This is a genomic window from Anaeromyxobacter sp. K, from assembly GCF_000020805.1.
In the GTDB taxonomy this organism is placed as follows: Bacteria; Myxococcota; Myxococcia; order Myxococcales; family Anaeromyxobacteraceae; genus Anaeromyxobacter; species Anaeromyxobacter dehalogenans.
Map to the genome: position 1 here is coordinate 4,355,284 of NC_011145.1, position 16,089 is coordinate 4,371,372.

General features: G+C 77.3%; 11 protein-coding genes. 8 read left to right on the top strand and 3 right to left on the bottom strand.

Annotated features, from left to right (window positions below; all coding sequences use genetic code 11):
• The first annotated feature begins 80 nt into the window (after positions 1-80).
• On the top strand, positions 81-1,205 hold the full coding sequence (locus tag ANAEK_RS19435) for a Gfo/Idh/MocA family protein (protein WP_012527833.1): 1,125 nt from the start codon (positions 81-83) through the stop codon (positions 1,203-1,205).
• Between the two features lie 69 nt (positions 1,206-1,274).
• Here ANAEK_RS19435 and ANAEK_RS19440 read toward each other — a convergent pair whose 3' ends face one another.
• Positions 1,275-1,733, bottom strand: coding sequence for a Fur family transcriptional regulator (locus tag ANAEK_RS19440; protein WP_041454270.1), 459 nt, complete (start codon positions 1,731-1,733; stop codon positions 1,275-1,277).
• A 157-nt stretch (positions 1,734-1,890) separates the two neighbouring features.
• Between ANAEK_RS19440 and dacB the strand changes: the two genes are divergently transcribed.
• The 7 genes from dacB to ANAEK_RS19475 all read left to right on the top strand — a co-directional run bounded on the left by dacB (position 1,891) and on the right by ANAEK_RS19475 (position 10,442).
• On the top strand, positions 1,891-4,146 hold the full coding sequence (gene dacB, locus ANAEK_RS19445) for a D-alanyl-D-alanine carboxypeptidase/D-alanyl-D-alanine-endopeptidase (protein ID WP_232288283.1): 2,256 nt from the start codon (positions 1,891-1,893) through the stop codon (positions 4,144-4,146).
• A 105-nt stretch (positions 4,147-4,251) separates the two neighbouring features.
• Entirely contained in the window at positions 4,252-4,737 is a 486-nt protein-coding gene (locus ANAEK_RS19450; protein WP_012527836.1) for a single-stranded DNA-binding protein, read from the top strand.
• 149 nt (positions 4,738-4,886) lie between these two features.
• Positions 4,887-5,666, top strand: a complete 780-nt coding sequence (locus ANAEK_RS19455; protein WP_041454118.1) for a DUF4253 domain-containing protein — start codon at positions 4,887-4,889, stop codon at positions 5,664-5,666.
• Between the two features lie 189 nt (positions 5,667-5,855).
• Complete coding sequence (locus ANAEK_RS23655; protein ID WP_012527838.1) at positions 5,856-8,759, top strand: tetratricopeptide repeat protein; 2,904 nt, start codon at positions 5,856-5,858, stop codon at positions 8,757-8,759.
• A gap of 25 nt (positions 8,760-8,784) precedes the next feature.
• A complete protein-coding gene (locus ANAEK_RS19465) occupies positions 8,785-9,465 on the top strand; it encodes a haloacid dehalogenase type II (protein ID WP_012527839.1) in 681 nt (226 codons plus the stop codon).
• Positions 9,466-9,615: 150 nt separating this feature from the next.
• The gene (locus ANAEK_RS19470; protein ID WP_012527840.1) at positions 9,616-9,954 is read left to right on the top strand and encodes a helix-turn-helix transcriptional regulator; all 339 of its coding nucleotides are present in this window, start codon (positions 9,616-9,618) and stop codon (positions 9,952-9,954) included.
• A complete protein-coding gene (locus tag ANAEK_RS19475; RefSeq protein WP_012527841.1) occupies positions 9,951-10,442 on the top strand; it encodes an SRPBCC family protein in 492 nt (163 codons plus the stop codon). Before ANAEK_RS19470 ends, ANAEK_RS19475 begins: the two co-directional genes overlap by 4 nt.
• A gap of 4 nt (positions 10,443-10,446) precedes the next feature.
• Here the strand turns inward: ANAEK_RS19475 and ANAEK_RS19480 are convergent, their stop codons facing one another.
• The gene (locus tag ANAEK_RS19480) at positions 10,447-14,715 is read right to left on the bottom strand and encodes an acyl-CoA dehydratase activase-related protein (protein WP_012527842.1); all 4,269 of its coding nucleotides are present in this window, start codon (positions 14,713-14,715) and stop codon (positions 10,447-10,449) included.
• Between the two features lie 120 nt (positions 14,716-14,835).
• Positions 14,836-16,074: a dipeptidase gene (locus ANAEK_RS19485; protein ID WP_012527843.1), complete on the bottom strand. Its 1,239-nt coding sequence runs from the start codon at positions 16,072-16,074 to the stop codon at positions 14,836-14,838.
• Positions 16,075-16,089: the final 15 nt, after the last annotated feature.

Genomic DNA, 16,089 nt, shown 5'->3' on the forward strand with positions numbered 1-16,089 from the left:
GCGCTCGCTCCCACGCCCGCCGGCGGCTGCCTGCACCATCCGCCCCGCGCGCCCATCTTTCGCGCGCGAAGGGAGCGCACATGGCGCGCGAGCGGCGAAGGCAGCGCGGGCGGCGCACGGTCGGGTACGCGGTGGTCGGCCTCGGGCACATCGCGCAGGCGGCGGTGCTGCCGGCCTTCGAGCACGCGCGGGGCACCTCGCGCCTCGCGGCGCTCGTCTCCGGCGACGCCACCAAGCGCAAGGCGATCGGCAAGCGCCACGGCGTGCCGACGTTCGGGTACGAGGACCTCGACGACGTGTTCGCCCGCGAGGACGTGGACGCCGTCTACATCGCGCTGCCGAACACCGAGCACGCCGCCTGCGCGGTCCGGGCGGCGCGCGCGGGCGTGCACGTCCTCACCGAGAAGCCGATGGCGACCTCCGAGGACGACTGCCGCGCGATGATCGCCGCCGCCGAGGAGGGCGGCGTGAAGCTGATGGTGGCGTACCGCCTCCACTTCGATCCGGCCACGCTGGAGACGGTCGAGCTGGTGCGGTCCGGGAAGCTCGGCGAGCCGCGCTTCTTCTCGTCCGACTTCTCCTACCAGGTGGAGCCGGGCAACATCCGCACCGACGCGCGCCTGGGCGGAGGCGCGATCTGGGACCTCGGCCCGTACTGCGTGAACGCCGCGCGCTACCTGTTCGGCGCGGAGCCGATCGAGGTCTTCGCGATGGAGGCGCTGGCGCGCGACCGGCGCTTCCACGGCGTGCCCGAGGCCTGGTCGGTCATCCTGCGCTTCCCCGACGAACGGCTGGCGACGCTGACGTGCAGCTTCGGCGCCGCCCCCGTGGACGCCTGCCGCCTGGTCGGCACGAAGGGCGACGTGCGCCTCGAGCCGGCGTTCGAGTACGTCGGGAGCCTCGTCCGCCACCTCACCCTCGACGAGCGCACCAGGACGAAGAAGTACCCGCCGTCCGACCAGTTCGCGCCGGAGCTGGTCCATTTCTCGCGCTGCGTCCTCGAGGACCGCGAGCCCGAGCCGGACGGCTGGGAGGGGCTCGCCGACGTGCGGATCATCGAGGCCGCGCTTCGCTCCGCGCGGGAGCGCCAGCCGGTGCGGCTCGAGCCGATCGAGCGCCGCCGCCGGCCGCGGGCGAAGCAGGCCATGCACCGGCCGCCGGTGGCGAAGCCCGACGTCGTGCACGCGCAGGCGCCGTCGCAGTGAGGGCGTCGCCGGGGCGCGATCGACGCGGCCACCCGCCCGGCAGCTCGCGGGCGAGCGGCGTCCAGCGCCTCAGCCGCGCGGCGTCTCGCGCGCCTGGCAGTCCGGGCAGGTCCCCACCAGCTCGTGGTGGTGCGCCTCCAGCCGGAACCCGTACCTCGAGGCCACCTCGCGCTGCAGGATCTCGAACGCCTCGAACTCGAACTCGACCACCCTCCCGCAGCGGGAGCAGACCAGGTGGTCGTGGTGGTGCCGCCCGAAGGTGGTCTCGTAGCTGCGGGCGTCGCCGGCCACGATGGCCGGCTCGAGGATGCCCGCCTCGGCGAGCAGCGGCAGGGTCCGGTACACGGTCGCCTTGGACCCGCGGATCCCGCGCTGCTTCAGGTCGGCGATGAGCTCGTCGATGGGGTAGTGCCCCTGGCGCGCCAGGGCGGCCTCGACGATGGCGGCGCGGGCCTCGGTGAGGCGGAGGTCCCGCTGGTGCAGGAACCGCTCGAAGCGCTCCAGCGCCTCGCGCGTGCGACCGTCCACGCCTTCCGCGCGTCCCTCGCTCACATCGCCATACCTAGCGAGCGGGGGACCCTCCCGTCAACGCGGCCCCGAAATACCCCCCGCCCGCCCGGGCGTTCACCTGGGCGCGCGCTCGCCTGCGCGTCCACCGCCCGCCCATCCGATAATGCAGCCCACCGTGCCCTCCTCCTCCCGTCCCCTCTTCCCGCCCGCCCTGCTCGCCGCGGCCCTCGCCGCCGTCTTCCCCGCCGCCGCGCTCGCCGCGGACCCACCCGCCGCGCTCGCCACGCCCCCGCGCGCCGTGCCCGCCGCCGACGCGCCCTCCCGCGACGCGCCCTCCCGCGAGGCGGCCCGCGCGCTCGCCGCGATCGTGGACGGCTCGCCGCTCGCCGGCGCGCGGGTCGGGATCCTGGTCTCGGCGATCGACACGGGCGAGGTGGTCTACGCGCGCGACCCCGACGTCCTGCTCAACCCGGCCTCCAACGTGAAGCTGGTGACGAGCGCCGCCGCGCTGGCGCGGCTCGGGCCCGAGTACCGCTTCGCGACCGAGATCCTGGTCGAGCCGAAGGCCGGCGCGGCGCGGGCGCTCTACGTGCGGGGCAAGGGCGATCCGTCGATCGTGACCGAGCGGCTCTGGGCGATGGCGGGCGACCTCCAGCACCTCGGCGTGAAGCGCGTCGGCGAGCTGGTGGTGGACGAGGGCTTCTTCGACGGCGAGCGCACCGGCCCCGGCTACGACCAGGAGGAGGGCGATCGCGCGTACCTCGCGCCCGCCGGCGCGCTGTCGCTCAACTTCAACGCGGTGGCGGTGCACGTCGGGCCGGGCGACCGGCGCGGCGCGCGCGGCCGGGTGGAGCTCGAGCCGGCGAGCGACTACCTCGAGATCGAGAACCGCACCACCACGGTGCGCGCGGGCTCGCCGCGGCGCGTGATCATCGAGTCGGTCGCGCGCGGCGGCAAGCAGCGGATCGTGGTGAAGGGGCGCGTGCCGCTCGGCAGCCGGGTGCAGCCGCAGTGGCGCCGCATCGAGGACCCGGCGCTCTACCTCGGCCACACGCTGGCGCGGCTGCTCGAGCTGCGCGGGGTGAAGGTCGGGAAGGTGCGCGCCGGGGCCACGCCCGAGGGCGCGCGGCTGGTGCTGGTGGCGCAGTCGGATCCGCTCGGCGAGATCGTGCGCCGGCTCAACAAGACGTCGAACAACTTCGTGGCGGAGCAGCTCCTGAAGACGCTCGGCGCCGAGGTGAAGGGCGCGCCGGGGACCTGGCCGAAGGGCGTGCAGGTCGTCGAGGAGTTCCTGGCCGAGGCGGGCGTGCCGCGCGGCACGTACGTGATGAAGAACGGCTCCGGCCTGAACGACACGAACCGCTTCAGCGCCCGGCAGCTCGTGACGCTGCTCCGCGCCATGTACGGCCGGTTCCCGCTCCAGCCCGAGTACCTGGCCTCGCTGCCGGTGGCCGGCCGCGACGGCACCATCCGCTGGCGGATGGAGGGCACCGAGGCCGCCGGCCGGCTCCGGGCCAAGACCGGCACGCTCGAGAACGTCACCAGCCTGTCCGGCTACGTGGAGGACGGCGCGCACCGGACGCTCGCGTTCGCGGTGCTGGTGAACGACTACCCGGGCCGCTCCGCCGGCGTGCGCCGCGCGGTGGACGCGCTCGGCGCTGCGCTGGCCGCGAGCGGCGGGCCGCCGGCGGGCCTCGCGGCGGCGGTGGCGCAGGGCAAGGAGCCCGGGCCGGCGGCGGTCGTGCCGGTCGCCGCGACGCTGGACCTCGCGCGCTCGGCGCAGCCGTACTACGCGCTCGCCCGCACCGGCGACCCGCGCAACGAGCCGTTCCTGCGCGGCGCGCTGCGGGCCGAGAGCGACCCCGCGCTCCGGCTCGCCATCGGCGAGGCGGTCTACCTGTCCGACCCCGAGGGCGAGGCGGCGCGGCGGAGCTTCCTCGACCAGGTCACCCCCGACGCGCGCGTCCTCGGCCGGCTCTGGTCGGCCATGGGCACCGAGGAGCCGCCGCCGGTGATCCCCTCCCTCGCCGAGCTCGCCGGCGAGGGCGTGCCCGAGGCGCTCGCGAAGCTGGTCGAGCTCGCGCCCGCCGCCGCGCTCGACGGCGCGCTCGCGGGGCACCTCGCCGAGGCGCTCGCCGGCGTGGCTGCGTCCGCGCCCGACGAGCTGGTCCAGGCGCTCCGGGCCGCGCGCGCCTCCGACGCGGACGCCGCGGTCGGCGCGCTCGCCGCCGGGCTGGCGCGGAGCGACGAGCGCGAGCACCCCTTCCCGCCCGCGCTGGCCGCGCTCGCGGCCCGGCAGGACGAGCTCGGCGCGTACGCCCGCACGCTCGGCCCGCGGCTCGAGGAGGCCCGCCACGCCGCCGAGGCGGTCCGCACCGCGCCGGCGCTGGTGCCCGTGGGCGGTGCGGTGGTGCCGGCCTCCGGCCGGTAGCCGCCCGCCGGGCCGGTCGACCCGGGTGTCAGAGGGCTGGGCTAGGCTCCAGCCTTCACTCACGACGCCTGCGGCCAGCGCAGGCCACGCAAGGAGAGCGACGCCATGGTGAACAGGGTCATCCTCGTCGGGAACCTCGGGAAGGATCCGGAGGTCCGGTACACGTCCGGCGGCCAGGCGGTCGCGAACCTCCGCATCGCCACCTCCCGCTCCTGGACCGACAAGCAGTCCGGGCAGCGCAAGGAGGAGACGGAGTGGCACGACGTCGAGGTCTGGGGGAAGCAGGCCGAGCAGTGCGGTGAGTACCTCGCGAAGGGCCGCCAGGTCTACGTCGAGGGCCGGCTCAAGACCGACAAGTGGCAGGACAAGCAGTCCGGCCAGGAGCGCTCGAAGGTGAAGGTGGTCGCCGAGACCGTCCGGTTCCTGGGCGGTGGCGGCGGCGCCGGCCGCGGCGCCGGCGGCCCCGGCCGCCAGCACGGCCCCGACGACGGTCCTCCGGGCGGCTTCGAGGAGCCGGATTCCGGGCCTGGTCCCGGCTTCGGCGGTGGTGGGGGCGGCGGCGGCGGTGGGCCGGACGACATCCCGTTCTAGCCGGCGCGCATCGCGGGCAGCACCGACGGCGGGGGCCACTGGCCTCCGCCGTCTTCCGTTCGAGGCCATGGCGCCCCGCGGGCCCGGAGGTGCGCGCCTGTCGGCGCGGCGCGCATTTCCGGTGTTCGCTCTCCGTGCGATAAGGCGGCATGTCCTTCTGGAGGCGATGGCTGGGCCGAGGCGCGTCCGAGGTGGAGCCTGCCGGCGAGGCGCCGGCGGCGGAGATGCCGGAGTTCCCCTTCCCGCTGGTCGCGGTTCCGGGCCGCGTCGCGCTCGAGGAGTGGCAGCGCCTGCGCGAGGCGTGGCGGCCGGAGGGTGCGTGCCCGGTGCTGCTCGGCACGCGCGAGCAGGTGGAGTCCGCGCGGGAGGGACTGGAGGGCGGCGACGCGGCGGCGATGCTGAAGGCCGCCGAGGCCCTCGACGCGCGCGAGGTGCTCGATCGCCGGCGGCGCGAGCTGGAGCAGGACTACGCCGAGGATCCGCCGGACGACGACGAGACCGGCCTCTTCGTCCCGCTGGGCGCCTGGCCCGCCGCGCCGTCGCGCGGCCACCAGCTCGGCGCGCACTGCGACATCACCACCGACCGCCCGCATCCGGTCGTGTACCTCGCGCGGATCCCGACCGTGCGCTCCTGGGAGGCCTTCGCCTACCTGAACTACGGTGCGTGGAACGCGTGCCCGGCGACCGAGGAGCACGTCGCGCTGCACCGCCACTGGCACGAGCGCCACGGCTCGGAGATCTACGCGATCGCCGGCGACGTGGTGGAGTGCTGGGTGCCGCGCCCGCCCGAGGATCGCGCCGGCGCGGAGGCGCTCGCGCGCGAGCAGTGCCTGTACTGCGACGACATCGTGCACCAGGGGACGCAGACGCTGCTGAACCTCGCGGCCGAGCTGAAGGGCTCGCACGCGTGGTTCTTCTGGTGGGACTGACGGCGCCGCGCTCAGCTCGACACGGGCGGGGCTTGCCGGGCGCGCGCGCCACGCTCAGCGGCGCGCGCACCGCCGTGCGCACCCATCGGCACCCCGCGCCACACGGGACGACATCCCGCGACTGCGGCCTTGCCGGCGCGCCGCTGGAGTCGCGACCTTGCGTGATAGGCTCGCGCCCTCCCCCGCCACATGGCCACCATCCTCGAGAAGTACGAGCAGATCCTCGCCGCCGACCCCCGGTCGCGCATCTTCGTCGAGCTCGCCCGGGCCTTGCTCGAGCGCGGGCAGCACGCGCGCGCCATCGAGATCTGCCGGCAGGGGCTCGAGCACCACCCCTCCTCCATCCTGGGTCGCGTGATCTGGGGACGGGCGCTGCTCGAGTCGGGCGACACGAAGGGCGCGAACGATCAGTTCGAGATCGCCATCGCCGTCGATCCGGGGAGCCCGTACGCGTACAACCTGGTGGGCGAGGCGCTGGTCGCGAAGGGGCTCTTCCGCGAGGCGCTCCCGGTGCTCCTGCGCGCGGTCGAGCTGCAGCCGGCGGACGCGCGCGTGCGCGGCTGGCTGGAGCAGGCGAAGCGCGGCGTGCGCGAGGACGGCGCCGCGCCGGCAGCCGAGGACGCCCCGGCGCGCGCCGCGGGTCCGGAAGAGGTGACCGAGCCGTACCGGCCGCTCGCGGACGAGCCGCCGAGGGCGGAGGTTCCGCCGGAGCTCGAGCCGACCGCGACGTTCGAGCTCCCGCCCCGCGCGGCCTCCAGACCGCGGCCGGCCGCTTCACCCACCGTCACGCCCGCGCCCCCGGTGCTGGCGCGCGAGCCGGGCCGGGCGTCGCCCTCCGACGGCGGCGACGCCTCGCTCGAGGCCGCGCTCGCCTTCGACGTCGCCTACCCGCGGAACGCCGCGGTGCCCGCCGACGAGCCGCTCGGTGCCCCCGAGGCGCCGGCCCGCCGGGTCGAGCCGCCGGATGCGGACGAGCCGCTCGGCCCGAACGAGCAGCCGGCTCCGGCGCCCGAGGCGGCCCCGGCGCCGCCGCGCCCGCCGCCCATCCGCGCCACCCCGCCGCCGCTCGCGCGCGACGAGCTGCCCGCCTCGCTGCTCTCGCTCATCCCCGGCCCCCCGCCCCGCGGCGGCGCGCCGGCGGGCGGCGCGAGGGGCGCCGCGCCCGCGGCCCGCGCCCGCCCGGCGGCCGCGCCCGACGCCGCCGAGGCGGAGCGGATCGCGGCGGAGTACGAGCGCGAGGTGCGCGAGCGGCTCCTCGCCGCGCCCGAGCCGCCGCCCTCCTTCCTGCGCCGCCACCGCCGCGCGGTGCTGGCCGGCGCGGCCGTGTTCGCGCTGCTCGCCGGCGCCGCCGTGTACCTGGTGGTGGACGCCCGGGTCGCCGCCCGGAACGCGGTGGGCGCCGCGGCGCGCGCGCGCGCCGGGCTCGCCCGCGACACCGCCGGCTCGCTCGCCGAGGCGGCCCGGCTGCTCGCCGAGGCGCGCCGCTTCGGCGCCGGTCCGGAGGTCACCTCGCTCGCCGCGCAGGTGGCGGCGGTGCGCGCGACCGAGTTCGGCGACGACGAGGCGCGCGCTCTCGCCACCGAGCTCATGGCCTCGGACGCCACCGGCGACGGCGCGCTGGCCGCGCGCTGGCTGCTGGCGGAGCAGCCCGGGGAGCGCGCCGCGGCCGAGGCCGCCATCCTCTCCGCGCCGCCCTCCTCCGAGCCGCTGGTCCAGGCGCTCGCCGGCCGGATCCTGGCCGGCCGGGGCGAGCGCGAGGCGAGCCGCGGCCGCCTCGAGATCGCCGCGCACGCGAACCCGCCGCTGCTCCGCGCCCTGTCCGACCTGGGCGACGCGGCGCTCGCGGCCGGCGACGCCGAGGGCGCGCTCGCGACCTACGCCGCGGTGCTCTCGGCCCACGCCACCCACCCGCGCTCGGTGGTGGGCGCCGCGGAGGCGCGCCTCGCGCTGGGGCGCGAGCTCGAGGCGGCCCGCGCGTCGCTCGCGGCGGTGGAGGCCGACGCGGGCAGCGCCCCGCCGCGCGACCTGCGCCTGCGCTTCGAGCTCGCCTTCGCCCGCGTCCTCGCGGCCACCGGCGACGCCTCCGGCGCGGCCGCCCGCCTCGCCCGCGCCGCCCAGGCGCTCGGCGACAGCGCCGCGCTCGCCGCCGCGCTCGCCGACGTGCACCTCGCCGCCCGCGCCTGGGACCGGGCCGAGGCCGCCGCCGCCCGCGCGGCGGCGCTCGCGCCGAAGGACGAGGGCGCGAAGGTGCTGCTCGCCCGTGCCCGCATCGGCCGCGGCCGCCTCGCCGAGGCGCTCGCGGCCACCGAGGGCGCCGACGGCCGCGCGGTCCGCGTGCAGCGCGCCATCGCCCGCTACCGGCTGGGCCAGTACGCCGCCGCCCGCGCCGAGCTGGAGCGCACCGCCCGCGACGGCCGCATGCCGGCCGAGGCCGCGGTCTGGTACGCGCTCACCGACGTGGCCCAGGGGCGCGCCGCCCGCGGGCGCACGCTGCTGGAGAAGCTCGCCGCCACCCGCTCGCCGCCGCCGCTCGCGCACGTGGCGCTGGGCCGCGCGCTCGAGGCCGAGGGACGCGCCGACGACGCCGAGAAGGCCTACCAGGACGCGATGGCCCGCGATCCGCGCGCGCCCGAGCCGGCGCTCGCGCTCGGCGACCTGCTGCTGCGCCGCGGGCGCGCCGGGGACGCGCTCCCGTTCCTGGAGAAGGCGGTCGCGCTCGATCCGGCGGAGCCCGAGGCGCGCCGCGCGCTCGGCGCGGCCCGGCTCGCCGGCGGCGAGCCCTCGGCGGCGCGCGCCGAGCTGGACGCGGTGCTGCTGGCCCGGCCGAAGGACGCCGCCGCGCTGCGCCTGCTCTCCGCGGCCTGGCTGGCGGAGTCGCAGCCGGCGGAGGCGCGCCGTGCCGCGGAGCGCGGCCTCGCCGTCGCGCCGCGCGACCCGGCCCTGCTGCTCGCCGGGGCGCGGGCGGCGCAGGCCGATGGCGATCGCGCCGTCGCGCGCGCCCTCGCCGAGCGCGCCCTGAAGGCGGGAGCCCGGGGCGAGGACGCCGCCGAGGCCCGGCTCCTGGCGGCGACCCAGACGGCGAAGCGCAGGTAGCGCGCGCGGCGCTAGCATCGGGGCCATGCCCCTCGCCCCGGTCCGCGCCGCCGTCTTCGACGCCTACGGAACCCTGTTCGACGTGGCCAGCGCCGCCGCCGAGGCGCGCGGCGCGCTCGGCGACCGCTGGCAGCCGCTCGCCGAGCTGTGGCGGTCGAAGCAGCTCCAGTACACCTGGCTGCGCAGCCTGGCCGGCCGCCACGCCGACTTCTGGCAGGTGACCGGCGACGCGCTCGACTTCGCGCTCGAGGCGCTCGGCCTCGGCGACGCGGCGCTGCGCGCGCGGCTGATGGAGTCCTACCGCCACCTCGCCGCGTACCCGGAGGCGAAGGACGTCCTCGCGCGCCTGCGCGGCGCCGGCGTGCGCCTGGCGGTGCTCTCGAACGGCGCGCCGGCCATGCTCGCGTCCGCGGCGGAGACCGCCGGGCTCGCCGGCCTGCTCGAGCAGGTCCTCTCGGTGGAGGACGTGGGCGTGTACAAGCCGCACCCGGCCGTCTACCGGCTGGCGGTGGACCGCCTCGGCGTGCCCGCGGCGGAGATCGTGTTCGTCTCCTCGAACGGCTGGGACGCGTTCGGCGCGAAGGCGTTCGGCTACCAGGTGGCCTGGTGCAACCGCGCCGGCCAGCCCGCGGAGCGGCTCCCGGCCGCCCCGGACGCCGAGATCCGCTCGCTCGCCGAGCTGCCCGGTCTGCTCGGGCTGCCGTAGCCGGGTCGCCGTTCGACCGGCTCAGGGCGACCGGAGTCGAACGTCGCTCGTGGTGCCCGCCGACGGCGAGCGGAGGGCCCAGCAGTCCCGTTGGGTCGCACGCAGCGTGCTCCCTTGCGCGCGCGGGCGGCCTGCTTAACACTGAACCACATGGTTCAGTATTCGGAGCGGCTCGACGCCACCTTCGCAGCCATCGCGGACGCGACCCGGCGCGGCGTGCTGGAGCGCCTCGGGCGCGGCGACGCGTCCATCGGCGAGCTGGCGACGGGCTTCGAGATGACGCTCACCGGGATGAAGAAGCACGTGCGGGTCCTGGAGGACGCGGGGCTCGTCACGACGGAGAAGGTCGGTCGCGTTCGGAGCTGCAGGCTCGGCCCGCGCCGGCTGGAGGACGAGCTCGCCTGGATGGCGGGGTATCGCCGGATGCTCGAGGCGCGCCTCGACCGCCTGGACGCGCTCCTGAAGCGCACGAAAGGAAGGACCGAATGACGAGCCAGGCCGTGAAGCCGCGCGCCGCGAAGGCGGCGGTGTCCACCCCGACCGATCGCGAGATCCGCGTGGAGCGGATCTTCGACGCCCCCCGCGAGCGCGTGTGGCGGGCGTTCACCGACCCGGCGCTGCTGGCGCAGTGGTGGGGCCGGGGGAACCGCCTGGTGGTGGAGCGCTACGAGCTGGAGAAGGGCGGCCACTGGCGCTTCGTGGAGCACGCCGACGACGGCGTCCACGGGTTCGAGGGGCGGTTCCGCGAGGTCACGCCGCCGGAGCGCCTCGCCATGACGTTCGAGTGGGACGGCATGCCGGGCTACGTGGCGATCGAGACCACCGTCCTCGAGGACCTGGGCGACGGCCGCACCCGCCTCGTCGCCACCACGCTCTTCCACACCACCGAGGAGCGCGACGGCATGCTCGGCGCCATGGGCGAGGGCCTGGACCAGAGCTACGCCGCGCTCGACCGGCTGCTCGCCGGCGGCGCGTGATGGCTCAGGCGGTTCCGCGCGCCGCGGCGGCGTGGCGGCGCGCGAACCGCTCCTTCACCTCGTAGGCGAAGCCGTCGAGGATCTCCGGATCGATGGGGTCGCCGTTCGCCGAGAGCGTCAGCGAGAGCAGGCCCTCCCGCGCGGCCGCGTGGTAGAGCTGGGCCTCGGCGAGCCGGGTGGGCATGCAGTCGAGCGGCCCGGCGCAGAGGATCCCGTCCACGCCCCGGTGTCGCCAGGCCTCGAGCGCGAGCCCCATCGCCAGCACCGACTCGTGCTCGAGGTCCTCGCGCAGGTAACCCTGCGCCTCCCTCGCGACCCGGTGCGGCGGCTCCGGCGCGGGCCAGCCCAGCGGCTCGCCCGCGGCGCGGAACACGAGGTCCACGATGCGCTGGCGCAGCCGCCGCTTCAGGTGGTCGCCCACGCCGCCCTTCAGGCCGCGCCGGAACTGCACCGCCTCGGAGTACTGCAGGTACTCGACCACCGGCTCCAGCCGGACGCGCACGCCGCGCCGCTCCAGCTCGTCGGCCACGTGGCCGTTCGAGGCCGGGTCGGAGCGGACGTAGATCTCGCCCACGATCTGCACGGTGGGATACGGCCGCGGGTCGCGCGCCGCGGCCAGCTCGCGCGCGCAGCCCGCCACCGCGTCGCGGATCCCCCAGAGCCGGCCGCCCAGCACCTCGCGGAGCACGGTGCGGGCCGACAGGTCGCCGGCGGCGGCCCGCTCGATGGCCTCGAGCAGCCGCGCCGACCACCGCGCGTGGATGGCGTCCGCCGCGCCGGGGGTCCGCTCGACCGGGCGCGCGTCGCGCAGCGCGTCGGCGAGCGCGCCGCGGGCCGAGGCGCCGGCGAGCACGATGGCGCCGAGGCCGGGCGGCACGCCCTCGAAGTAGTCGTGATCCGGCGGCGACCAGATCTCCACCCGGTCGGAGAGCCCGGCCCGCTCCAGGATCAGGCGGTGGAGCTGGCGGTACATGCCGAAGCGGCACGGCCCGCTCGACCCGGGCATGAAGAAGGTGAACCGGCCCTCCGGCTCGCGGGCGAGGTGCTCGAGGAGCGCGCCCGCCGTGATCGTCATGGGCAGGCACTCCTTGCCGCTGGTGTGCCGGCGGCCGAGCCGGATCGTGTCGGCGGTGGCGGGCGGCAGCACCTCGGCGCGCAGGCCCACGCCGCGGAACGCCGCGGCGAGCGCCTCGGCCTCGGGCCCCATGGGCGGCACCAGCACCCGGGTGCCGTCGGCGCGCACGTCGGCGAGCGTGCGCTCGCGGAGCGGCAGCGGCTCCGCGGCCGGCCGGCCCTCGGCCCCGCGGCCGCGGACGTCTTCCCGGACGCAGTGGAGGAACGCCTCGACGCGGGTCTTGGTGCCGGCGTCGGCCGCGTGGCCGTCGGTCTCGACGATGGCGAAGGGCTTGCCGTCGAGCAGCCGCGCCAGGTGGTGCTGGGTGAAGCTGTCCGGGCCGCAGCCGTAGTTGCTGGTGAAGATGGCGTACACGCCGGGCGTCCGGCGGACCCGGTGCGCGGCGCGCAGGATCCGCTGCGTGTAGGACCAGAACGCGCCGGGCACGAGCGGCGTGGCGGCGTCCACCGGGAAGCAGTCGAGCGGGATCGCGACGGCGCCCTGCTCGCGCAGGAGCGCCGGCACGTTCGCGTTCAGCGCCTCGTCGTGGATGGTGTACGTGCGCCCCAGCACCACCACCGCGAGCAGCCCGTCGGCGTGGCACCGCTCGAGCGCCGCGGCGCCGATGGCCTCGAGCCGGGCGTCGAACGCCCGCTGCGCCTCCCGCGCCGCCTGGTGCGCCCGCCGCGCGGCGGCCCGGTCGCGCACGCCCACCCGCGCCGCGAGCGCCTCCATCGACGCGACGAACCGCTCCGACTCGAGGTAGCCGCGGCCGCCCGCGTTCAGCGTGGGCGCGACCAGCCGGCGGGCGAAGTCCTCGCCGAGGTCGGTCGCGAGCACGTCGGGCGCCCCGTGCACCATGGGGCAGAGCCAGGTGTGACGCTCGTCGGCGACCGGCGGCAGGTCGCGGATCATCGGGAAGAACAGGTGCTCGGCCCCGGTCGCGCCGAGCGCGGCCGCGACGCCGTGCACCTGCTGCATGGGCGCGCAGAACGGGACGTTGCAGAGGTCGATGCCCTGGCGCAGCGCCTCGCGCCCGCCGGAGCCGACCACCTCCACCCCCAGCCCGAGCTCGCGGAAGAAGGTGCCGAAGTACGCGAGCAGCGTCTTCAGCTGGAACGCGTCGGCGAGCGCGACGCGCGGCGCGCCGGCCGGCGCCGCCCCCAGCCCGTCCACCAGCGCGCCAACCGCCGCCTCGCGCTCCCGGAACGGATCCGGCGCGCCGGCGGGGAGCTTGCGCGCGCGGGTGCCCTGGTCGAACAGCGCGCAGGCGCCGCCCCAGGTGAACGCGCGCCGCTCGCCGCCCACCGCGGTGCGGAGCCGCTCGATGCGGCAGTGGTTGCCGGCGCCGCCGCAGCCCTCCGCCGAGCGGCACACGAAGGTGTCCTTGCGCTCCACGCGCGCCGCGAGGAAGCGCGAGAGGTCGAGCGCGCCGGCCCCCTCGCCGTCGAGGCCGGCGAGCCCGGCGCGCGCCAGCCGCGCGATCCCGAACGCGCCCACCGTGCCCGGCGACGGCGGGACGATCACCTCCGCGCCAGTCTGGCGCGCCACCGCGGCGGCGAGCGCGTCGGCGCTGAACGGCATGCCCTGGCAGAACACCACCTGGCCCACCGGGCGCGCGCCCTTCACGCGGTTCACGTAGTTCTGCACCACCGACTCGTAGAGCCCGGCCACCACGTGCGCCCGCGGCGCGCCGGCCGCGGCGGCCTGGTCGAGGATCTCGGCCATGAACACCGCGCAGTGCTGGCCGAGCGCCACGCAGCCGTCGGCGCCGATGGCCTCGCGCCCCAGCGCCGCCGCGTCGAGCCCGCCCAGCCGCCGCCCCTGCTCCTCGATGAAGGAGCCGGTCCCGGCGCTGCACGCCTCGTTCATCGCGGCGTCCACCACCCGTCCGCCCTCGAGGCGGATGTACTTCGCGTCCTGGCCGCCGATCTCGAAGATGGTGTCCACCCGCGGGTCGTAGGCGCAGGCGCCCTCGGCGTGCGCGGCGATCTCGTTCAGCACGAAGACGCGGTCGGTCCCGAAGCAGGACGCGAGCAGCGAGCCCACGATCTCGCGCCCGCTGCCGGTCACGCCCGCGCCGGTGACCGCGCGGCGGGCGCAGGGGCCTTCCAGGAACGCGGACACGAGCGACTGGGCCGCGCGCACCGGATCGCCGGACGTGCCGGTGTAGGCCTCCCAGGCCGGCAGGCCGGCGGCGAGGTCGAGCGCGACCGCCTTCGAGCCGGTCGAGCCGATGTCGAGGCCGAGGAGGAGCGGGCCGTCGCCGGCGGGCGGCGGCGGGCGCGGGATGCGCCGGACGCGCGGCAGCGCGCCGGCGAGCGGCGGCAGGGCCTCGAACGACGCGTGCTCGGGCGGGCGGAACAGCCCGTCGAGCGCCGGCACCGCCTCCGGCTGCGCGGCCGCGAGCAGCGCGCACCCGAGCGCGTCGAGATAGAGCGCCTCGTCACCCTCGCCGTCGCGCAGCGCGAGCCCGCGGCCGGCGAGCGCCTCGCGGAAGCAGGCCCGCACGCGGCGCGAGCGGCTCACGCCGCCGGTGAGCCACACGTCGCGCGGGCTGCCCGGCCGCACGAACACCAGCACGTTCGCGCAGATCGCGTCGAACAGGCCCGCCAGGATCCGCTCGCGCGCCTCGCCCCGGTTCGCGAGGTGCGTCATGTCGGTCTTGAGGATCACCGGGCAGCGGCCGGAGAGCGGCGCCGCCTCGGCGCCGACCGCGAGCGCGTCGGCCTCCGCCGGCGTGAGCCCGAAGCGCTCCACCAGCTGGCGCAGGAAGTTGCCGGTGCCCTGCGAGCAGCGCGGGTTCTCGCGGTAGCGGTCGCGCCCCTCCGCCTCGTGCACCAGCACCGAGAAGCCGTGCGCGCCCAGGTCCACCACCGTGGCCGGCGCGGCGCCGTGCAGCCGCACGTGCCCGGCGGTCCGCGCCTGCTTGGGCGGGATCCGCGGCAGTTCCAGCCTGCGGCCCAGCCTCCCGGTCGCGCGCGCGCCGGCGACCCCGTCCCAGCCCCACCCGCCCAGCACCTCGCGCACCGCCGCGGCCGGATCGCCGCCGTGCTCCACCAGCGCGTGCCGCGTCCAGGCGAGCGCGCCGCCCTCCCCCTCGACCTCCGCGAGCTTGACCGTCTCGGCGCCCGCGTCGATCCCCACGAACCGTTGCATCGGCCGAGTGTCACGCCGTTCGGCGGGGAAGGCACGCCCGAAAAGCGGGCACCATCCTGGCGGTGACCGACCGTGATCGGGATCAACGCGGGGTCCGCGCGCCTGCGGACCGCCCTCTCCTCACCGGCCGGCCGAGCGCAGCGTGCGCGAGACCCGCTCCACCTCGCGCAGCGCGCGCACGACGTTCCCGCCCAGGAGCTTGCGCAGGTCGTCGGGGGAGTGGCCGCGGGCGAGGAGCGCCGCGACCAGCTTCGGCAGGTCCGCGTGCGACTCGATGCCGTCCGGCGGGACGACGCCGCCGTCGAGGTCCGACCCGAGGCCGACGTGGTCCACGCCGGCCACCTTCACCAGGTGCTCGACGTGATCAACGAGCACCGAGAGCGGCGGGCGCGGCAGCGCGTGCACGACGCGCAGCTCGGCCAGGTACGGCGCCCACATCCGCTCGACCGGGTCCGCGCCCTCGAGCGAGCGCGCCAGCGCCGCGAGCTCCGGCGCGTGCGCCGCCTCCGCGGCCGCCGCGCGCGCGGCGTACCCCGCGTCGAGGAACGTCGAGTGGAAGTTCACGCCGACGACGCCGCCGGTCGCCGCGATGGCGCGGACGAGCTCGTCGGGGAGGTTGCGCCGGTGGTCCGAGAGGGCGCGGGCGCAGGAGTGCGTCGCGAGCACCGGCGCCCGGCTCGCGGTGATGGCCTGGGCGGCCGACGCGTCGGAGAGGTGCGAGACGTCCACCGCGATCCCGAGCCGGTTCATCTCGGCGACGGCGGCGCGCCCGAGCGGCGACAGGCCGCCGTGGCGCGGGGCGTCCGGCTTGCCGGCGTCCGCGAACGCGGTGTGCGCGTTCCAGGTGAGCCCGACGTACCGGACCCCAAGCGCGTGCATGCGCTCCAGCTCCGCGAGGTCTCCGTGCAGCGGCTCGGCGCCCTCCATGCCGAGCAGGATCGCGATCTTCCCGGCTGCGCGCGCCGCGAGCAGCTCGTCCACGCTCCCCGCCATGGCGAGGTCGGCGGGGTGGCGGGCCACCTGCTCGCGCACCGCCGCGGCGAGCGCGAGCGCCCGCGCGTGCGCGTCCGCCTCCGGCAGATCCGGCGCATGCCAGAGCACGAAGAACGCCGCGCCGACGCCGCCGCGCCGCATCGAGTCCAGGCTCACCTGGCCCAGCTCGCGCCGCGGCTCGCCGAGGTCGTAACGCTGGTCGAGGAGCCACTGCGGCGTGTCGAGGTGCAGGTCCACCACCGGCGCGTCGCGCAGGACGTCCTCGGCCGAGCCCGTCGCCGCCGTGCGCGGCGCGGCGCTGCCAGCGCCCGGTCCGGCGCAGGAGAGGAGGATGGGCATCCCGATCAGCCAGCCGGTCCGCGGCATGCGGCGCCGTCGAGA